This is a genomic window from Pseudomonas sp. MTM4 (genome assembly GCF_019355055.1).
Lineage (GTDB): Bacteria > Pseudomonadota > Gammaproteobacteria > Pseudomonadales > Pseudomonadaceae > Stutzerimonas.
On the sequence record NZ_CP048411.1, the window covers coordinates 4,648,457 to 4,668,464 of the forward strand.

At 62.8% G+C, this 20,008-nt stretch carries 14 protein-coding genes; 10 read left to right on the forward strand and 4 right to left on the reverse strand.

Annotated features, from left to right (window positions below; genetic code table 11):
* Positions 1-54 precede the first annotated feature (54 nt).
* Positions 55-834: a PhzF family phenazine biosynthesis protein gene (locus tag GYM54_RS21460; protein WP_197444775.1), complete on the forward strand. Its 780-nt coding sequence runs from the start codon at positions 55-57 to the stop codon at positions 832-834.
* A 32-nt stretch (positions 835-866) separates the two neighbouring features.
* On the opposite strand, the gene mapR is transcribed toward GYM54_RS21460, so the two are convergent.
* Positions 867-2,276: a GntR family transcriptional regulator MpaR gene (gene mapR, locus GYM54_RS21465; protein WP_181102581.1), complete on the reverse strand. Its 1,410-nt coding sequence runs from the start codon at positions 2,274-2,276 to the stop codon at positions 867-869.
* 76 nt (positions 2,277-2,352) lie between these two features.
* The gene (gene ccoG / locus GYM54_RS21470; RefSeq protein ID WP_181102579.1) at positions 2,353-3,768 is read right to left on the reverse strand and encodes a cytochrome c oxidase accessory protein CcoG; all 1,416 of its coding nucleotides are present in this window, start codon (positions 3,766-3,768) and stop codon (positions 2,353-2,355) included.
* 402 nt (positions 3,769-4,170) lie between these two features.
* Here ccoG and GYM54_RS21475 point away from each other — a divergent pair, with 402 nt between their 5' ends.
* From GYM54_RS21475 to mdoH, 9 genes are all read left to right on the forward strand, one after another.
* A complete protein-coding gene (locus GYM54_RS21475) occupies positions 4,171-4,536 on the forward strand; it encodes a CidA/LrgA family protein (protein ID WP_181102577.1) in 366 nt (121 codons plus the stop codon).
* Complete coding sequence (locus tag GYM54_RS21480) at positions 4,533-5,243, forward strand: LrgB family protein (RefSeq protein WP_181102575.1); 711 nt, start codon at positions 4,533-4,535, stop codon at positions 5,241-5,243. The genes GYM54_RS21475 and GYM54_RS21480 overlap by 4 nt, the downstream gene beginning before the upstream one ends.
* A gap of 65 nt (positions 5,244-5,308) precedes the next feature.
* Positions 5,309-6,184 (forward strand): alpha/beta fold hydrolase, encoded by an 876-nt coding sequence (locus GYM54_RS21485; protein ID WP_181102573.1) that lies wholly within the window; start codon positions 5,309-5,311, stop codon positions 6,182-6,184.
* 138 nt (positions 6,185-6,322) lie between these two features.
* A complete protein-coding gene (locus tag GYM54_RS21490; protein WP_181102570.1) occupies positions 6,323-7,021 on the forward strand; it encodes a pirin-like bicupin family protein in 699 nt (232 codons plus the stop codon).
* 63 nt (positions 7,022-7,084) lie between these two features.
* A complete protein-coding gene (gene wrbA, locus GYM54_RS21495; protein WP_131648300.1) occupies positions 7,085-7,684 on the forward strand; it encodes an NAD(P)H:quinone oxidoreductase in 600 nt (199 codons plus the stop codon).
* A gap of 289 nt (positions 7,685-7,973) precedes the next feature.
* Positions 7,974-8,513, forward strand: a complete 540-nt coding sequence (locus GYM54_RS21500) for a DUF3087 domain-containing protein (RefSeq protein ID WP_131648301.1) — start codon at positions 7,974-7,976, stop codon at positions 8,511-8,513.
* A 192-nt stretch (positions 8,514-8,705) separates the two neighbouring features.
* Positions 8,706-10,988 (forward strand): beta-glucosidase BglX, encoded by a 2,283-nt coding sequence (bglX, locus tag GYM54_RS21505; protein ID WP_181102560.1) that lies wholly within the window; start codon positions 8,706-8,708, stop codon positions 10,986-10,988.
* A 220-nt stretch (positions 10,989-11,208) separates the two neighbouring features.
* Positions 11,209-12,708: a glucan biosynthesis protein G gene (locus tag GYM54_RS21510; protein WP_131648954.1), complete on the forward strand. Its 1,500-nt coding sequence runs from the start codon at positions 11,209-11,211 to the stop codon at positions 12,706-12,708.
* Positions 12,701-15,232 (forward strand): glucans biosynthesis glucosyltransferase MdoH, encoded by a 2,532-nt coding sequence (mdoH, locus tag GYM54_RS21515; protein WP_181102557.1) that lies wholly within the window; start codon positions 12,701-12,703, stop codon positions 15,230-15,232. The genes GYM54_RS21510 and mdoH overlap by 8 nt, the downstream gene beginning before the upstream one ends.
* Before the next feature lie 161 nt (positions 15,233-15,393).
* Here mdoH and GYM54_RS21520 read toward each other — a convergent pair whose 3' ends face one another.
* Both GYM54_RS21520 and plsB read right to left on the reverse strand, forming a co-directional pair.
* Positions 15,394-17,337 (reverse strand): DNA topoisomerase III, encoded by a 1,944-nt coding sequence (locus GYM54_RS21520; protein ID WP_197444776.1) that lies wholly within the window; start codon positions 17,335-17,337, stop codon positions 15,394-15,396.
* Positions 17,338-17,489: 152 nt separating this feature from the next.
* Positions 17,490-19,982, reverse strand: a complete 2,493-nt coding sequence (gene plsB, locus GYM54_RS21525) for a glycerol-3-phosphate 1-O-acyltransferase PlsB (protein WP_181102555.1) — start codon at positions 19,980-19,982, stop codon at positions 17,490-17,492.
* Between the last annotated feature and the right edge of the window lie 26 nt (positions 19,983-20,008).

Here is a 20,008-nt window from a genome sequence, read left to right on the forward strand (position 1 = left end):
AGCGCGCCCGATGGCGGGCGCCAAGCAGGGATGAGGGCGAGCATGAAACTGCCGATCTATCAGGTCGATGCATTTACCGATGTGTTGTTCAAGGGCAACTCCGCCGCGGTGGTGCCGCTGGAGCAATGGCTGAGCGATGCGCAGATGCAGTCGATCGCCATCGAAAACAACCTGTCGGAAACCGCCTTTCTGGTACGCGAGCCGGACGGTGCTTTTCATATTCGCTGGTTCTCGCCCATTACCGAGATCGACTTTTGCGGTCACGCAACGTTGGCTAGCGCCTTCGTGCTGCTCAGCCAGCGAATGGCGACGGCGCCGCTGACCTTCCGTGCGGCGTCGGTGGGCGACATCAGCGTCGCGCAGCTGGACGACGGCTTGCTGGAAATGAACTTCCCCAACCGCGAACCCGAGCGCGTGGATGACCCTCCGGCGGAGTTATCCAACGGCCTAGGCATCGTTCCGCAAGCCGTCCTGAAAAGCAGTCAGGCCTGGTTCGCCGTATACGAGGACGAGGAGCAGGTACGCGCTCTGACGCCGGACCTTGCTGCCCTCAAGACACTCGCCCCGCTGGATGTGGTGATCACCGCGCCGGGGCGTGAGCAGGACTTCGTCTCGCGTTATTTCTGGCCGGCCAATGGTGGTGATGAAGATCCGGTGACGGGCTCGATTTATGCCGGTCTTGCGCCTTACTGGAGCGGGCGCCTGGGCAAATCATCGCTGGTTGCGCTGCAGGCCTCGCGTCGTAGCGGGCTACTGTATTGCCGGGTGGAAGGGGAGCGCGTGTTCGTCGCCGGGCGAGCAGTGCAGTACCTGCAGGGAACGATCGAGGTTTAGCGTCGTGCGTGGCTTACTGCCGAGGCTTCGATTTAGAACGATTTGATCATCCGTCCGAGCAATTCCATGGCCTTTTCGCTGCGCGCATCCCACGGGTGGCCATGGTTCAACCGCGCGCAGTTTCGGAATCGTTGAGTGGCCGAGAAGATCGGGCCGGGGGCGAGACTGATGCCTTGGGCGAGCGCGAGCTGCAGCAGTTGCAGGGAATCGACCGGCTCCGGGAATTCGAACCACAGAAAGTAGCCGCCGCCGGGGCGTGTGACCCGCGTGGTCGCCGGGAAATGTCGGGCGGCGGAGGCGAGCATTGCGCCTTGCTGCATTTCCAGCGCGTGGCGCAGCTTGCGCAAATGACGGTCGTAGCCGCCGTGCTGCAGGTAGTTGGCGATGGCCGCCTGGGCCGGGACGGAAGGAGAAATCGTGGTCATGAGCTTGAGCCGGCCGATCTGCTCGGCGTACCGCCCGCCAGCGACCCAGCCGACTCGATACCCCGGCGCGAGGCTTTTGGAGAATGAGCCGCAGTGCATGACCAAGCCGTCTCGGTCATGGCTTTTGACGGGCTTGGGCGGTTCCTGGGTGAAATAGAGCTCGGCGTAGACGTCGTCTTCGATCAGCGGTACCTGATGCTGCCGCAGCAGCTCGTAAAGCTGCAATTTCTTCGGCTCACCCATGCTCGCGCCCAGCGGGTTTTGCAGGCTGCTCATGAACCAGCACGCCTTGATCGGAAGCTTGGCGAGGCTGTCAGCGAGTGTGTCAAGATCGATGCCCTCGCGCGGATGCACCGGGATTTCCACCGCCTTGAGCTTGAGCCGCTCCAGTACCTGCAGCGTGGCGTAGAAAGCGGGCGCTTCGATGGCAACCAGATCACCTGGCTCGGTCACGACCTGCAGACACAGATTCAGCGCCTCCATGGCGCCGGTGGTGATCACCAGTTCGTCCATCGGCAGCATCACGCCGCTGACCATGTAGCGCAGGGCGAGTTGCCGGCGCAGGTCCGGATTGCCGGCCGTCATCTCGGCGATCACCGCGCTGGCCGGCATGTCGCGTACGCACTGAGCCATGGAGCGAGCCAGGCGTTGCAGCGGAAAGAGTTCCGGGCTGGGAAAGGCCGAGCCGAAGGGCACGGTGTTTGGATCGCGTAGCGAGGCGAGCACCGAGAACACCAGCTCGCTGACGCCAACGTCGGTGGTTTCGGCCAGCCGCGGGCCGATCTCGGGTTCGTGCAGCGGACGCTTGGCGTGTTCGCGAACGAAGTAGCCCGAACGCGCCCGCGCCTGAATCAGGCCGCGATCCTCGAGCAGGTAGTAGGCCTGAAACACCGTCGACGGGCTGACCCCGTAGGTGCGGCTGGCGTGGCGCACCGACGGCACTCTTTCGCCCGGCCCCAATACGCCGGTGCGGATCAGTTCGGCTATCTCGTCGGCGAATTTTTCGTAGCGCTTCATGCGTCTGGCTCAGCTGCGGCAATGGGTGACGATACTGCACGAAGCGCGGACGGTGTATCTCGTGTTGCCGCGCGGCTCACGGATTGGCTGGCGCGACAAAGGTGCTGTAGGTACTGACGGCGCTGTGTGGATCGTCCAGGTCACGAATCTCGAACTGCAGTCTGCGGCTCAGCGCCCGGCCATGGCTGGCGTCGGTAAGCGCCACGCTGACCGGCAGATCGGCGATCTCGCCGGGCGCCAGGCTGATTTCGCGTCGACCGTGCAGCTCGAATGGTCCCTCACCGAGCGATATCGCGTACCGCCGGTGCTGCTGGGTCTTGTTGATGACCTTGAGGCTGTACATGTTTTCGATCTGACCCTGCGTATTTTCGCGATACAGGGTGCGGTCCTTAGTGACATCCAGCGACAGCATCGGCCGAACATCCAGCGCCCAGACGAAGGCGCCAATCATCATCAGAAGTGCGGCGGCATAGCCGATCAGGCGCGGGCGAAGCAGGCGCGTTCTGCCGCCCTGTAGCGCGCGTTCAGACGTGAAGCGAACCAGGCCGCGCGCATAGCCCATCCTGTCCATCACGCTGTCGCAGGCGTCGACGCAGGCGCCGCAACTGATGCAGTCCAGTTGCAGGCCGTCGCGGATGTCGATGCCGGTGGGGCAGACCTGCACGCACAGGGTGCAGTCGATGCAGTCACCGAGGCCCTGTGCGCGCGGATCGCTGTCCTTGCGTCGCGCGCCGCGGCTTTCGCCACGGGCCGCATCGTAGGAAACCAGCAGGGTATCGGCATCGAACATCACCGCCTGGAAGCGCGAATAAGGGCACATGTGCAGGCAGACCTTTTCCCGCAGCCACCCCGCATTGAGGTAGGTCGCAGCGGTGAAAAAGAACAACCAGAAGCCGGCGGACAACCCGAGCTCCAGGGTGAACAGATCACGGACCAATTCGCGTACCGGAGTGAAGTAGCCGACGAAGGCGAGCGCCGTCGCGAGACTGACCGCCAGCCAGATCGCGTGTTTGGCGGTGCGGCGTAGCAACTTTGAGGCGGACCAGGGCGCGGCGTCGAGTTTGATCCGCTGCCCGCGGTCGCCCTCGGTGACCTTTTCCGCCCACATGAAAATCCAGGTCCAGGTGCTCTGCGGACACGCAGAGCCACACCACACGCGGCCAGCCAGTACCGTGATGAAGAACAGGCCAAAGGCCGCGATGATCAGCAATGCCGACAGCAGGATGAAGTCCTGCGGCCAGAAGGTGGCAGCAAAGATATGGAATTGCTGTTTGCCGAGATCCCAGAGCACCGCCTGGCGACCATCCCAATTCAGCCATTGGGTGCCGAAGTAGAGCAGCAGCAACAGACCGCCGCCCAGCAAGCGCAGATTGCGGAACAGGCCGGAGAAGCTGCGGGTATGGATCGGACCGCCATTCTGTGCGGGCGTCAGGCGTATCGGTTTGCTTGGATCAACAGTGGCGATGATCGTGGCGGGAATTCGTTCGGTCATTTCATGCGCCCCATCGGGTATTCAGGCAGGGCGAATGATCAAGTGAAGCAGAAGTACATAACAGACTCAGACTTCGAGCTTAAATACGGATCAGATGGCGGACGAATGAACGTTTGCGATGACCGAAACAGCGTGGAAGGCTGGCCGTGCCTGGACTTCTGCTCAATTTCGGCAACCTAACGAGACGACTAACTATCTAGGCCCTGCGACGCCGGGTCACAGGCGAATCAGGATGAAATCCATTGGCTAACTGATCCGTTTTTTTTCCGTCTATCTGCACCTGTTTTGCCACCACCGCAGCGGGCGATAGTCCCGGGCTTGCATCGGTTGTGCGCGCATGCTGCTATCGATCCTTGGCTTAACCCCCTGCGTTCCGTTCTGCTGTCGACTCAAGGAATTCCAATGATCCTCAAAGGCCTGACATGGCTAGTAGTGCTGCAATTGCTTGGCAGCGTCATCAATCTTCTGCTGCTTCCGGCATTGCCTGGGCCAATCATCGGCATGGTGCTGCTGTTCGGCCTGCTGTTGCTGCGCCGCGGCATCCCCGAACCACTCGAGAAAACCGCGGCGTTGCTGCTGCAATACCTGCCGCTGCTGCTGATCGTGCCGGCGGCCGGGATCATGACCAGTAGCGAAGCCTTGCTGGCCGATCTGCCTGCCATCGCGGCCGGGCTGGTGCTTTCGTTGATGGTCACCGTTCCGTTTTGCGGCTGGCTGATGCAGTACCTCATTCGGCGGACGGAACGCCGCAAGGAGAATCAGCTATGAATCGTCTTGAATGGCGTGATGTCTGGGCAATGACACAGGACCACCCGCTGTTTTCCGTGGCGCTGACGCTGATCGCGTTCCAGCTCGCACTGGCACTCTACCGACGCAGCGGCTGGCTGGTGCTGCAGCCGGTGATGATAGGCATGCTGCTGGTGGTCGGAACGCTCTACCTGTGCGGGATCGATTATGCGAGCTACCGCGAGGGCGCCTCGATGATCGCCGTGCTGGTCGGCCCCGCAACGGTGGCCTTGGCGGTACCGCTGTATCGTCATATCAAGCGCATCCAGCAGCTGTTCTGGCCGATCGTCATCACCTTGGTGAGCGGCGGCGTGCTGGGCGTCGTCCTGACGTTGGTGATCGCCAGCGCTTTGGGTGCGGATCTGTCCGTGCTGATGAGCCTGTCGCCCAAGGCTGCAACCATGCCAATCGCCATGCTGGTGGCTGAGCAGATTGGCGGCTTCGCTTCGCTGGCGGCGGTATTCGTGATGCTCACCGGCGTCATCGGTACGGCGCTAGGGCCGTGGCTGTTGGGTTGGGCAGGTGTCGATCATCCGGCTGCCCGGGGTCTGAGTTACGGCATCAACGCCCACGCCATCGGTACAGCTCGCGCGTTGGAGGAAAGCGATGAGTGCGGCGCCTTCGCTGCGCTGGGCATGAGCCTGCTGGGCATTCTCATCGCGCTATTTCTGCCGCTGCTGATGGGTTGAATGATGCTGTTGCGCTTGAACGATGTGGGCCTAATCTTAAGGTCCTAACCTTCAGGAGTGGTCCCATGTTCGAGCAGTTCCAGCGTGACGAGTGCGAGGTCAATGGCGTACGGATCGCCTATCGCAAAGGCGGCTCCGGACCGCCCTTGCTGCTGCTCCACGGCTACCCGCAGACGCATGTCATGTGGCACGCAGTGGCCGATCAGCTTGCCGAACACTTCACCGTCGTGGCGGCCGATTTGCGCGGTTACGGTGATAGCAGCAAGCCCGAAGGCGGTCAGGATCACGTGGCCTACAGCAAGCGCGAGATGGCGCTTGATCAGGTGGAGTTGATGCGCACCTTGGGCTTCAAGCGTTTCGATATTCTTGCCCACGACCGCGGCGCGCGGGTCAGCCATCGTCTGGCGATGGATCATCCACAGACGGTTCGCCGGCTGATTCTGTTGGACATCGCACCGACCCTCGCGATGTACAGCCAGACCGATGAAACCTTCGCGCGCGCTTACTGGCACTGGTTCTTTCTGATCCGTCCGGCACCGTTGCCGGAAACGCTCATGGAGACTGCGCCCGAGCTGGTATTGAAGACCGCCGTGGCGACCCGCGCCGACCATCATCATCCGTTCACCGCTGCCGCCTACGCCGAATACCTGCGCTGCATGAAGCTGCCCGGCACCGTTCACGCATTCTGCGAGGATTATCGGGCCAGTGCCGGTATCGATCTGCAGCACGACCGGGAAGATCGTGCCGCTGACCGGCGTATCGAGGCGCCCCTGCTGGTGCTATGGGGCGCTAAAGGCGTCGTCGAGCGTTGCTTCGATCCGCTCAAGGAGTGGCGTGCCGTCGCAGCGAGCGTGCAAGGCAAGGCGCTGCCGGCAGGTCATTACATCGCTGAAGAGGTTCCGCAACTGCTGTTGGAAGAGGTTCTCGGGTTCCTGTCGTAAACGTCAGACGCCTTAAATATCGAATAGATAGATAGGTTTTACCGAGAATATCCGCTATTCAGACGATCGATTGAATGGAAAATGGCGGCCATAGCGCTCGGCAATGTGTCGAGCTGATTGACCCAGAGGCTGCCATCGATGATCGAAATCCGCCCGCGCGCTGAGCTTGGCGCCGCACACCATGGCTGGTTGCATGCCCGCCATCATTTTTCATTTGCCGACTATCACGACCCGCTGCGCATGCACTGGGGCCGCTTGCGGGTCTGGAATGACGACACCATCGCGCCGAACTCGGGCTTCCCGACCCATACGCACCGCGACATGGAAATCATCACCTACGTCCGCAAGGGCGCCATCAGCCACGAAGACAGCCTGGGTAATAGCGATCGTACGGCTGCCGGTGATGTACAGGTCATGAGTGCCGGCACCGGCATCGCCCATAGCGAATACAACCTCGAAAGCGAGCCCACCGAGATTTTCCAGATTTGGATCTACCCGGACCAAACCGGGCTGCCTCCAAGCTGGGGTACGCGCCCGTTCCCTACAGTGGAGCGTGCGGGTGCATTTGTCACGCTGGCTAGCGGCATGGCTGATGACAGCGATGCGTTGCCGATCCGGGCCGACGCGCGTCTGGCCGCAGCTGCACTTTCACCAGGTCAGGTTGCCCAATACCGAATTGGTGATGGTCGCAAGGTCTATCTGGTGCCCGCCAGTGGGCGTATCGAGGTTGCTGGGCTCGTTGCAGCGACAGGGGATGGCGTGGCGGTGCGTGATGAGACGCTGCTCACCATCAAGGCGCTGGAACATAGCGAAGTGGTGCTGGTGGACGTTCGCTGAGCGATTCGGCGACAGCGTAGATAGAAACAGAGTCGAAACATAACCCAGAAAGAGGAAACGAAAATGGCGAAGATTCTCGTGCTGTATCACTCGATGTATGGCCACATCGAAACCATGGCCAACGCGGTCGCCGACGGTGCGCGTCGTGTTCAAGGCGCCGAAGTGACCATCAAGCGTGTGCCGGAAACCATGCCGCAAGATGTCTTCAAGAATGCAGGCGGCAAGACCGATCAGGCTGCAGACATCGCTACTGCCGCCGAGCTGCCCGATTACGACGCGATCATCTTCGGCACGCCGACCCGCTTCGGCAACATGTCCGGGCAGATGCGCAATTTCCTCGACCAGACCGGCGGCCTCTGGGCCAAAGGCGCGCTGCACGGCAAGGTCGCCAGTGTGTTTACGTCGACCGGCACGGGTGGCGGGCAGGAGATGACCATCACTTCCACCTGGACCACCCTGGCCCACCACGGAATGATCATCGTGCCCACCGGCTATGGCATTGGGGAGTTCTTCGATATTTCCGAGACCAACGGCGGCACGCCTTACGGTGCCTCGACCATCGCCGGCGGTGATGGCTCGCGTCAGCCGTCCACCAAGGAACTGACCATTGCGCGTTATCAGGGCGAGCTGGTCGCCAAGACCACGCTCAAGCTCAAGGGTTGATCTACTCGTAGGCAGCTCGTAGCTGCCTTTTCACAGCGGGCCGGATGGCATTGCCTGTCCGGCCCGCTTTGCGCTCCGATACAGATAGCTGCGTGTAGTCGATACGGTGATAATGCGCGCCGATGTGGCGTAGGGTGGGCCGGGCAGCGCTCCACTTCAGTATCGTAGGGTGGGCTTCAGCCCACCAGCAATCTACCCAGAGCCGTCCCACAGGTGCATCGACTGAGGGCGCGGCTTCAGCCGCGAAGCTCTCGCCGCACGTAACATATCTGGCAATCGAGGAGCCCTGATGCCCGCATTCGAAATCAAGCCGCTGAATCCCGAAACCTACCGCCAGCAAACCAGACGCAGCACGCTGGCCGTCGTGGCCACTTTCGTGCTCTTGGCGATGGGGCTGTCCGCCGCCGCAGTGGCGATATTCGGCGAGCCGGGCGGCGACAACCTGCGCCTGAACATCGCCGGTGTGGTGATCGGGCTCGGGTTGACGGTACTGCTGGTTCGCCTGGTCTATTGGCAGCAGCCGTGGATGGCATCGGCGGTCTACGGTTGGCGGCTCAAACGCAGCCTGATGAGCGTGACTAACGTCATGCATCACGTGAAAGCGGGCGTGGCGCTCGAAGATCCTACCGCGATGAAGCTGCTGCGCTTCTACCATCTGGGCCTCACCCAGATGCACCAGCTGGACGCCAACAGCGGCTCTCTTCTCGAAATGAGGGCGGAAATCGAACAGCACCGCAGCGCCATGGAAGCGCTGGGCCTGGATGTCGATCAGCAGCGCCTGGAACCGACCTGGATCGAGACTGTAAAAAAGATCGACGCCGCGAAATGAAGGCGGTAATAATCGCCGCCTCGTCCCGCATGAGCGTCAAAGCGGGCTGAATACCTTTCGATTTCCTTCACCAGAGCCGTCCTGTCTCTGGTTTTTTGGTGCCGTTCATTTCCCTATGTCACTACACCGCGATCCATGGGTCCGCGTGAAGCGCGACACTGTGCGTCCAAGACCCTTATGCGGGAACCCCTCATGAAAAGGCTGTGTCTACTCGGCTTGCTCACCATCTTCATAGCTTGTCCGGTTCTGGCCGAAAGCAGGCTGGACGACAAACCGGCGTTTATCGAGCAGTTGCTGCAGCGGATGACGCTGCAGGAAAAGGTAGGCCAGCTGCGTCTGATCAGCATCGGTGCGGACATGCCCCGGGAGCGGCTTGCCGAGGAGCTGGCTGCAGGCAATGTCGGCGGCACCTTCAATTCGGTCACCCGGCTGGACAACCGTCCCCTGCAGGATGCCGCGCTGCGCAGCCGCTTGCAGATCCCGATCTTCTTCGCCTACGACGTGGTGCACGGGCATCGCACTACTTTCCCCATCGGCCTCGGCCTGGCTTCGACCTGGGACATGCAGGCGGTCGCTACGGCGGGGCGTATTTCGGCCATCGAGGCCAGCGCCGACGGGCTCGACATGACCTTCGCACCCATGGTCGATATCGCCCGTGACCCACGCTGGGGGCGGACCTCGGAAGGCTTCGGTGAAGATCCTTATCTGGTGTCCGAGATCGCCCGCACCATGGTTGGCGCCTACCAGGGCGAGTCTCTGCGTAACCCCGACAGCCTGATGGCCAGCGTCAAGCATTTCGCGCTCTATGGTGCGGTCGAAGGCGGGCGCGATTACAACGTGGTGGACATGAGCCCGCTGCGCATGCACCAGGATTACCTGCCGCCATACCGTGCGGCCGTTGATGCCGGGGCCGGCGCGGTGATGGTGGCGCTGAACACCATCAACGGCGTACCGGCCAGCGCCAACCGCTGGTTGCTGCGCGACCTGCTGCGTGATGACTGGGGCTTTTCCGGCGTGACCATCAGCGACCATGGAGCGATCACCGAACTGCTCCGCCATGGTGTGGCCGCCGATGGGCGCGAGGCGGCGAAGCTGGCAATAGACGCCGGGCTCGACATGAGCATGGCGGACTCGCTCTACGGTGAGCATCTGGCCGAACTGGTGCAGGCGGGTGACGTGCCGATACAGGCCGTCGACCAGGCTGTGCGCGAAGTGCTGGGCGCAAAATACGATCTGGGCCTGTTCCACGACCCGTACCGGCGCATCGGCCAGCCCAGCGAAGATCCGCCCGAGGTCAACGCCGAAAGCCGCCTGCACCGCGAGGCCGCCCGCGAGGTGGCGCGCCAGTCGCTGGTACTGCTGGAAAACCGCAACAATGTCCTACCACTCGACAAGGCGGCGCGCATCGCCTTGGTCGGGCCGCTGGCCGATTCGCATATCGACATGCTCGGCAGCTGGTCAGCAGCGGGTGTGGCAAAGCAGACGGTTACGCTGCGCCAAGGCCTCCAGGCTGCCCTCGGCGAGCGCGGACGGCTGATTTACGCCCGTGGCGCCAACATCACCGACGACCCGCGGATGGTCGAGTACCTGAACTTCCTCAACTGGGACAATCCCGAGGTCGTGCAGGACCGGCGCTCGGCCGAGGAGATGATCGCCGAGGCGGTCGCTGCAGCCGAGCAGGCGGACGTCGTCGTCGCCGTGGTGGGCGAGTCGCGCGGCATGTCCCATGAATCATCCAGCCGCACCAGCCTGCAGCTGCCGAGTAGCCAGCAGGCTTTGCTGCGCGCCTTGAAACAGACCGGCAAGCCGTTGGTGCTGGTGCTGATGAATGGCCGCCCGCTGAATCTTTCCTGGGCGCAGGCCAACGCCGACGCGATGCTGGAAACCTGGTTCAGCGGCACCGAAGGCGGGCACGCCATCGCCGAGGTGCTGTTCGGCGACTACAACCCCTCGGGCAAGCTGCCGATCTCGTTTCCGCGCTCCGTGGGACAGATTCCCACCTATTACAACCATCCGCGTCTGGGCCGGCCTTTCGTCGAAGGCAAGCCGGGCAATTACACCTCGCAATATTTCGATGAGCCGAACGGCCCGCTGTACCCCTTCGGCTACGGACTGAGCTACACACAATTCAGCCTGTCGCCGCCGCGCCTGTCGACCGATGTGCTTTCACGTGGCGCAAGCCTGGACGTCAGCGTGACGCTGAAGAACATCGGCAAGCACGATGGCGCGACGGTCGTGCAGTTGTATATCCATGACCTGGCCGCCTCGGTAGTGCGCCCGGTCAAGGAGCTGAAGGGGTTTCGCAAGGTCTGGCTCAAGGCTGGCGAAGAGCAGCAGGTGCGTTTCAGGGTTGGCGAAGACCAGCTGAAGTTCGTCGATGCGCAACTGCGCCAGGTGGCTGAAGCGGGGATGTTCGAGGTGCAGGTAGGGCTCGATTCGCAGCGCGTACAGACGCAGCAGTTCGAGTTGCGTTGATTGCAATAGAGCCAATGTAACGGCCAAAAATGGCCTGACGAGCGGCGCTGTTTTCGATCAGCGGGGAATCATTCGTGCGGGTAGTAGACCAAGGAACGCAAGCAGGCAAAGGTCTGTGCGCAATTCGTACTGTTCAGGAGGCACCGTGTTTACCATTTTGAATCAAGGATCGAAGGCTCGCACCAGAAGCCGGGTGCTGGGCAATCTGCTGGGCCTTTGCATGGCTTTTGTCGTCGGCAGCAGCTGGGCGTTCAGCCTCGATGATGTCGCTAGCAAGGCCGAGAAGCTGGCAGCGGCGCCCTACGTGCCGGCCAAGAGCAATCTGCCGGCGGTATTCCGTGAGATGGCCTTCGCCGATTATCAGCAGCTGCGCTTTCGTGAAGACAAGGGCTACTGGCGCGATGCCGAAACGCCTTTCGAGCTGTTCTTCTACCATCAGGGCATGCATTTCGACGTACCGGTGAAGATCAATGAGGTCACCGCGACCCGCGTTCGTGAAATCCGCTACGACCCGGAGATGTTCGAGTTCGGCAATGTAGACATCGACCCCGCTGCGCTGCAGAACCTCGGCTTCGCCGGCTTCAAGGTGCTCTATCCGCTGAACAAGAAGGACAAGCAGGACGAGCTGATGACGCTGCTTGGCGCCAGCTATTTCCGCGTGGTCGGCAAGGGGCAGGTCTACGGCCTGTCGGCACGTGGGCTGGCGATCGACACGGCGCTGCCGAGTGGCGAGGAATTTCCACGCTTCACCGAGTTCTGGGTCGAGCGACCACAGGCCGACCGCGGCAGCCTGCTGATCTACGCCTTGCTGGATTCGCCGCGCGCCACCGGTGCCTACCGCATGGAAGTCACGCCGGGCAAGGACAGCATCGTGGATGTGCAGTCCAAGGTCTTCCTGCGTGCGCCGGTGGAAAAGCTCGGCATCGCACCGCTCACCAGCATGTACCTGTTCGGCGCCAATCAGCCCAGCGAGCAGCTCAACTACCGGCCACAGTTGCACGATTCTGAAGGCCTGGCGATCCATGCCGGCAACGGCGAGTGGATCTGGCGTCCGCTAAACAACCCCAAGCGCCTGGCCATCAGCAGCTACAACGTGGAGAACCCGAGAGGCTTCGGCTTGCTGCAGCGTACCCGCGATTTCGGTCGTTACGAAGATCTGGACGATCGCTACGAACTGCGGCCCAGCGGCTGGATCGAGCCGGTTGGCGACTGGGGCAAGGGCCACGTCGAACTGATCGAGATTCCCACGCCGGATGAAACCAACGACAACATCGTTGCCTTCTGGGTGCCGGAAAAGACGCCAGCGCCGGGCGAAGCGATCGAGATCGGATATCGCCTGCACTTCACTATGGACGAACCCGAGTTGCATGATCCCGAGCTCGCCTGGGTCAAGCAGACGCGCCTGTCGGCCGGCGATGTGAAGCAGTCCAACCTGATTCGCCAACCCGATGGCAGCACCGCATTGATCGTCGACTTCGTCGGGCCGAACCTGGCCGAGTTGCCGGCCGACGCGCCGGTCAGCACCCAGGTCAGCGTCGATGACAATGTCGAGCTGGTGGAGAACAACCTGCGCCATAACCCGGTCACCAAGGGCTGGCGGCTGACGCTGCGGCTGCGGGTCAAGGACCCGGCGCGTCCGGTGGAATTGCGCGCGGCGCTGGTGGATGGCGAGACCACGCTGTCCGAAACCTGGAGCTATCAGATACCCGTCCATGACTGAACACGCGCAACAATCGCTCGCCCAGCGTTATCTCGCCGAGCTTCCCCTCGATGCCGAGCAACGCCAGGCGCTGGGCGAGCAGGTGGATCGACAAGGAGGCGAGCTGGCCGATGTGCATCGGGCATTGGCACAGGGCACGTCGGACGGGAATGAATCGCCGAGCGATCCGCTCGGCTCGGCTGCGGCGCGGCTGAAGCTTGCCTGGGGTGATCTTTTCGAACGTGGCGGGGTGCTGACCGCGGATCATCAGGGCCGCACCTGCATCCAGTCGACGCCGCCGATCGTGCGCACGCGGATGGTGCCGGAGCCCTGGCATACCAGCGTGCTGCGCCTGAGCTGGTGGCGCCTGCTGTTCAAGAAGAACCGCACGGTGGAGCAGCCCGACGCGCCGCAGCCCATCGACAGGTCGGGCTGGCGCCGGGTTGCCGCTTACCGGCGTGCCGCGCTGCTGATCCTGATGCTGGCGCAGACGGCCATCGCCACCTGGCACATGAAAGCCGTGTTGCCTTATCAAGGCTGGGCGCTGGTCAGTCTGCAGGAGGTGTTTCTACAGCCCTGGCAGGAGTCGGCGCGGCAAATCCTTCCTTACGTGGTACAGACCAGCATCCTGCTGCTGTTCGCGCTGCTGTTCTGCTGGGTGTCGGTGGGCTTCTGGACGGCGTTGATGGGCTTCTTCCAATTGCTCAAGGGACGCGACCGCTACAACATTTCCGCCACCAGCACGGGCAACGAACCGATTCCGGCCGAGGCGCGCACGGCACTGGTAATGCCCATCGCCAACGAGGACGTGCCGCGGGTGTTCGCCGGACTGCGAGCGACCTACGAATCGCTGCTGGCCACGGGTGAGATCGAGCACTTCGACATCTTCGTGCTCAGCGACAGCAACGACCCCGACACCTGCGTGGCCGAGCAGAAGGCCTGGCTGGAGCTGTGCCGCGAGGTCGACGGTTTCGGCCATATCTTCTATCGCCGCCGTCGCCGCCGAGTGAAGCGCAAGAGCGGCAACATCGATGACTTCTGCCGGCGCTGGGGCAGCAGTTACCGCTACATGGTGGTGCTGGACGCCGACAGCGTGATGAGCGGCGGCTGCCTGACGTCGTTAGTGCGGCTGATGGAGGTCAACCCTGGCGCCGGCATCATCCAGACCGGGCCGAAAGCCTCCGGCATGGATACGCTCTACGCGCGCATGCAGCAGTTCGCCACGCGGGTCTATGGGCCGCTGTTCACCGCGGGGCTGAATTTCTGGCAGCTGGGCGAGTCGCACTACTGGGGCCATAACGCGATCATCCGGGTCAAACCCTTTATCGAGCACTGCGCGCTGGCGCCGCTGCCGGGCAAGGGTTCCTTCGCCGGCGACATCCTCTCCCACGATTTCGTCGAGGCGGCCCTGATGCGCCGCGCCGGCTGGGGCGTGTGGATCGCCTACGACCTGCCCGGCAGCTACGAAGAGTTGCCGCCGAACCTGCTCGACGAACTCAAGCGCGACCGCCGCTGGTGCCACGGTAACCTGATGAACTTCCGCCTGTTCTTGGTCAAGGGCATGCATACGGTGCACCGCTTCGTGTTTCTCACCGGGGTGATGTCCTATCTGTCGGCGCCGCTGTGGTTCACTTTCCTGGCGCTCTCCACCGGGCTGCTGGCGATCCATACGCTGATGGTTCCGGAGTATTTCCTGCAGCCCAACCAGCTGTATCCGCTGTGGCCGCAGTGGCATCCGCGGGAGGCGATTGCGCTGTTCTCCGCGACGCTGACGCTGCTGTTCCTGCCCAAGCTGCTCAGCGTAGTGCTGATCTGGATTCAGGGTTCGAAGGAATATGGCGGAGGAATCCGTCTGTTGCTGTCGATGATCCTTGAAACCCTGTTCTCGATGCTGCTGGCGCCGGTGCGCATGCTGTTCCACACCGTGTTCGTCACGGCGGCGTTCCTTGGTTGGTCGGTGCAGTGGAAGTCGCCGCAACGCGCCGACAACGCCACGCCCTGGGGCGAAGCGCTGCGCCGGCATGGTTCGCAGATGTTGCTGGGCGTGCTCTGGGCGGCGCTGGTGGCCTGGCTCGATCCGGCATTCCTCTGGTGGCTGGCACCTATCGTGGTGTCGCTAATCCTATCGGCACCGGTCTCGGTGCTTACCAGCCGTACCGGGCCCGGCCTGGCGGCGTTCCGGCGCAAATTGTTCCTGATCCCAGAGGAATTCAACCCGCCCGCCGAACTGGCCGCCACGGACCGTTACAACCAGCAGAACCAGGCTAATGCGCTGCAGCAGGGGTTCATCGCCGCCACGGTGGATCCTTCGTATAACGCACTGGTCTGCGCCATGGCGCGTGCGCGGCACGCCAAGGTGGTGCCGGCCGCGGAAACCCTGCGCGAACAGCGCCTGGGTGAAATTCTCGCCGCCGGACCCAAGGGTGCTGCCGAGGCGACACGCTGGCGACTGCTCAACGATCCCGAAGGTATGGCGCGCCTGCATGAACGCGTCTGGCAGGACGAGCGGCACCGGGACTGGCGTGAGGCGTATGAGCGGCGGTAGTCCGCCAGCTCAAGCCAGAAGCTTCGTGCCGAGGGCGGCACTCCCACAAAAGCGAAACCTCACACCGCGCCGCTTTTTGTGGGAGGCGCGCCTTCGCGGCGAATGCAGGCGTGAGCCTGCCTGCCCAGCGAAAAACAAACACCCACGTTAACAAGCAAGGCTCAGGCGGGATGGGTACTTCCACGCGTCGCCCGCTTGCCGGCGCTGGCCTTGCGCGGCGCCGCCTTGCGCTTCTTCTTCCAGGTCGCGCCTTTGCCGGGCGGGTTCGCCGGGCCGCTGATGGTCAGGCGCAGCTCGCGGCAGCGTTCCACCTGCTTGCGCATCCACGCCGACTGCTTGGCTACGAATTCCTCCAGACTCATCTCGCCGCTCTGCACCATGTCCAGCGCCTGTTCCCAGATCGCCGTGGTGCCAGGGTCGGCAATGGCGCGTGGCACAGCGTCAATCAGGCTGAAGGCCGCCGGGCTGGCTGACAGCGCTTTGCCTTGCTTGGTCAGATAGCCGCGGTCCAGCAGACCTTGAATGATGCCCGCCCGCGTCGCTTCGGTGCCGATGCCGGTAGTGTCCTTGAGCTTCTGCTTCAGGCGTGGGTCGTCCACCAGCTTGGCGACATTCTTCATCGCCTTGATCAGGTCGCCTTCGGTGAAGGGTTTGGGCGGCTGGGTCCAGAGGTCCTTGAGGTTTACGCTCATGACGTTGCAGTGCTGGCCTTCGCTCAACGCCGGCAGTGCCTGAGCAGGTGCCGGCTCGCGGCCCTTGGCGGGCGTCAGCGCCTCGGGCAGCGCGCGGCGCCAGCCGAGTTCGACGATCACCTTGCCCACCGCCCGCAGCGCCTGCTCGGCGCAGTCGAAATCCGCCTGGGTGCGGTCGTATTCGTGATTCGGCAGGAATTGCGCCAGGTAGCGGGCGCGAATCAGCGTATAGACCGAGCGTTGCTTGCCCATCAGGCGTGACAGATCGGTAGCGGCGGTGGGGATGATGCCGTGGTGGGCACTGACCTTGGCGTCGTTCCAGGCGCGCGAGCGGCGTTGCGGCTGCACATGTGTGAGCAATTCGGACAACGCCGGGTCGCTGCGGCCAAGGGCGGCGATGATCGCCGGCGCCTCGCTGTGCTGGCTCAGCGGCAGGTAGCCGCAATCGCTGCGCGGATAGGTGATCAGCTTGTGCGTCTCGTAGAGTGCCTGCGCGATATCCAGGGTTTCCTGGGCGCCGAGGCCGAGTTTCTTCGAGCAGATTTCCTGCAGGGTGCCGAGGTCGAAGGGCAGCGGCGGTGCCTCGCGCATGCGTTCGGTGCGCAACTTCAGCACCTGTGCCTGGGCGGAACTGTCGATGGCGGCGGCTGCCTGGCGCGCATGTTCCGGTTCGAGGCAGCGCCCCTGGTCATCGCAGCGATCCTCGGCTGCGCGCCATTGCGCGGTGAAGGGCATGCCGTCGGCCTGCAACTGGACCTCGATGGCCCAGTAGGGCACCGGCACGAATTCGGCGATGCTGCGGTCGCGATCCACCACCAGGCGCAGCGTCGGCGTCTGCACCCGGCCCACCGGCAGCACGCCTTGGTAGCCGGACTGACGCCCGAGCAGGGTGAACAGCCGGCTCATGTTCATCCCGATCAGCCAGTCGGCGCGCGAGCGGCCCAGTGCCGAGTGGTAGAGGCTGAAGGTCTGGGAGCCGGGCTTGAGCGCGGCCAGCGCCTTGCGGATCGAGGCGTCGTCTAGCGCCGACAGCCAGAGCCGCTGGATGGGGCCGCGATAACGGCAGTGTTCCACCAGCTCGCGGGCGATCATCTCGCCTTCGCGGTCCGCGTCGGTGGCGATCACCAGTTCTTTGGCTTCACCCAGCAGACGCTTGACCGCCTTGAACTGGCTGGCAGTTTTCGGCTTGACCTGCATCTTCCAGCGCTCGGGAATGATCGGCAGATCGCCCAGCACCCAGCGCTTGTAGCGGGCGTCGTATGCATCCGGCGGGGCGGTTTCCAGCAGATGGCCGATGCACCAAGTCACCGTCAGGCCGGGGCCGAACCAGCAGCCGTCGCCACGTCGATTGGCGCCGAGGACCTTGGCGATGTCCTTGGCCTGGGAGGGTTTTTCGCAGAGAAACAGCCGCATCGCCGTCATCTATCCATTTCCACTATGGAGATAGCATGAGCAGCGGAGCGACTTCAGGCAATCTTTATCTGTATGGATGTACAGTTTTTGTCATCTGCGTCGATCTTCGACCGTGCTGGTTGCCATCTGCCGGGTTCCGACGCGAGGTGCTTTTAGCCCTGCTGATCGATCGCAACGTCTTCCTCATGCCGCTCCAGAGCCACCTGACGGATCGAAAGACGAATCTCGGCGGGCAGCACGCGTTTGGCCACGCCTTCGGCCAACTCGCCGAGTTTGTCGTGGTAAGCGAGTTTGCCGGCCGCGTCCAGTCGCAGCACGTCCTGCTCCTGAAGACTCTTGATGAAATGGCGAAACAGGCTCTTGTCGAAGAATTCCGGTGCGTTCAGGCCATGCAGGATCGACAGGCGCTGGGCCATCACCGTGCAGAGCGTTTCCAACTCTTCGGCGGTGAGGCTGTGTTGACCGCTGTTGAGCAGCAGGGAAATTGCCATATAGAAGCGCTGTAATGTCTGCACGATGACCCGCGCCAGTAGCGTCAGCAGCACGAACTGACGCGAACTCGGTGCCGGGCGCACATAGGTTTCGCCATCGAGCTTGAGCAGGCCCTGGTCGACGAAGGCCGCCAGCCAGTGGTCGACCACTGCCTCCAGCTCTTCCGGCTCCCAGCGTATGAACAGCTCCGCGCGCAGGTACGGATACAACGCCTGGGTAAAGCGCAGGATCTGCGCGCGGCTGATCCGCGAACTGCTCTGGAAGAAGCTCGCCAGTAGCGCCGGCAGGGCGAAGATGTGCATTACGTTGTTACGGTAATAGGTCATCAGGACGGCGTTCTGCTCGTCGAGATAGAGGATATTGCCCAGCGCGTCCTTCTGTTCGGCAAGCAGGCCAAGGTCCTTCACATAGTCGATCAGTACCTCGCCATTGCCGTCCGGTAGCGTTGTATGAGGCGAATAGGGCACTGCGCGCAACAGGCGCTGATAGAGATCGAGGATGCGCGCCAACGAACGCTGATCCAGCGCCTGACGGCTGGTGGACAGCATTGCCAGCGCCACCAGATTGACCGGATTGACCGCCGCCGCTTCGTTGAGTCGCTGGGCGATGCGCTCGGCGAGGCGATTGGTCGTGCCGCTGAGCCATTCCGGGCGGTAATCCGGCGCCAGGTTTTGCTGGCGCCAGCCGGGCTGCTCCTTGTCCAAGAATGCGTTGAGCTTGAGCGGTTCGCCGAAATTTACCCAGACTTGGCCGAAGCGCTGCTTGAGCGCGCCGATGACCTTGAAGATATCGAAAATCGACTCCTTCTTCTTCTGCGCGCCGCGCAATTCGCCCAGGTAGGTGCGGCCTTCCAGCACGCGCTCGTAGCCGATGTAGACCGGCACGAAGAGAATCGGCAGCCGCGGCGAGCGCAGGTAGCTGCGCAGGGTGATCGCCAGCATGCCGGTCTTGGGCTGCAGCATGCGCCCGGTGCGCGAGCGGCCGCCTTCGACGAAGTACTCCACCGGGAAGCCGCGGCTGAACAGCGTGTGCAGGTATTCATTGAACACCGAGGTGTACAGCGGGTTGCCCTTGAACGAGCGGCGCATGAAGAAGGCCCCGCCACGGCGCAGCAGGCTGCCGATCACCGGCATGTTGAGGTTGATGCCGGCGGCGATGTGCGGCGGCGTCAGGCCGTTGCGGAACAGCAGATAGGACAGCAGCAGATAGTCGATATGGCTGCGGTGGCACGGCACGTAGATCACCTCATGCCCGCGCACCGCCTCCTGCAGCGGCTCGATGTGATTGACCCGGATGCCGTCGTAGATCTTGTTCCAGAACCAGGACAGCACCACCTCGAGAAAGCGCACCGCCGTATAGGCATAGTCCGAGGCGATCTCGTTGCCGTAGCGCAGCGCTTTGGCCTCGGCCTTCTCCACGGAAATATTCTCGCGCTCGGCTTCGTCGCGGATCGCCTGACGCACCGCCGGCGCGTGTACCAGCCCTTTGACCAGATTGCGCCGGTGCGAAAGGTCTGGACCGATCACTGAGGTCTTCTGCTGCCGGAAGTGCACCCGTAGCATGCGATGAACCATGCGCAGCGTACGTTCGTGACCCTTGTTCATCGCCACCAACTCGTCGAGCTGGATCGGCGTGGAGAACTGCACACGCGTCTTGCGCCCGAGTATCAGGATACTCAGCAGCTTGCGCAGTCGGCCGGTCACCGCCCAGCTGTCGGCGAACAGCAGCTTCCAGGGGCTGGTTTCGCGATCCGGGGACTGGCCCCAGAACACACTCACCGGAACGATCTGAGCGTTATCTACCGCGTTCTGTTCGAGCGCGCCGACCAGTCGTACCAAGGGCGCGGGCGGCACGATTCGCGTGCGTCGGCCGAACCAGCTTGCGGCGGGATTGAGAAAAATGAACGCCGCTGGCTCGATATGGCTACCCACGGCGACCTCCGCCACCGGACGTGGCAAACCGGCCTTGCCGCACTCTTGATCGAGCACCGCCAGATCGCTCAGCGAGGCGCGTTGCAGCACATAAAACACCGGCCTGCTGCGGTCCAGCTTGAGGTTGAAAGCTGACTGGTTGATGGTTTCCGAGCGCACCCAGAAATACAGCACACGGCGCACGAGGGAGAAAATAAGACGGCGGATCGGAGAGCGGGTCATACGGCGGATTCGACTTCAAATAGGGC

Coding starts and splice junctions, on each gene's coding strand:
- mapR (WP_181102581.1), bottom strand. CDS start 2,276: ATGAAGCGCTACGAAAAATTCGCCGACGAGATAGCCGAACTGATCCGC.
- ccoG (WP_181102579.1), bottom strand. CDS start 3,768: ATGACCGAACGAATTCCCGCCACGATCATCGCCACTGTTGATCCAAGC.
- GYM54_RS21475 (WP_181102577.1), top strand. CDS start 4,171: ATGATCCTCAAAGGCCTGACATGGCTAGTAGTGCTGCAATTGCTTGGC.
- GYM54_RS21480 (WP_181102575.1), top strand. CDS start 4,533: ATGAATCGTCTTGAATGGCGTGATGTCTGGGCAATGACACAGGACCAC.
- GYM54_RS21485 (WP_181102573.1), top strand. CDS start 5,309: ATGTTCGAGCAGTTCCAGCGTGACGAGTGCGAGGTCAATGGCGTACGG.
- GYM54_RS21490 (WP_181102570.1), top strand. CDS start 6,323: ATGATCGAAATCCGCCCGCGCGCTGAGCTTGGCGCCGCACACCATGGC.
- wrbA (WP_131648300.1), top strand. CDS start 7,085: ATGGCGAAGATTCTCGTGCTGTATCACTCGATGTATGGCCACATCGAA.
- GYM54_RS21500 (WP_131648301.1), top strand. CDS start 7,974: ATGCCCGCATTCGAAATCAAGCCGCTGAATCCCGAAACCTACCGCCAG.
- bglX (WP_181102560.1), top strand. CDS start 8,706: ATGAAAAGGCTGTGTCTACTCGGCTTGCTCACCATCTTCATAGCTTGT.
- GYM54_RS21510 (WP_131648954.1), top strand. CDS start 11,209: ATGGCTTTTGTCGTCGGCAGCAGCTGGGCGTTCAGCCTCGATGATGTC.
- mdoH (WP_181102557.1), top strand. CDS start 12,701: ATGACTGAACACGCGCAACAATCGCTCGCCCAGCGTTATCTCGCCGAG.
- GYM54_RS21520 (WP_197444776.1), bottom strand. CDS start 17,337: ATGCGGCTGTTTCTCTGCGAAAAACCCTCCCAGGCCAAGGACATCGCC.
- plsB (WP_181102555.1), bottom strand. CDS start 19,982: ATGACCCGCTCTCCGATCCGCCGTCTTATTTTCTCCCTCGTGCGCCGT.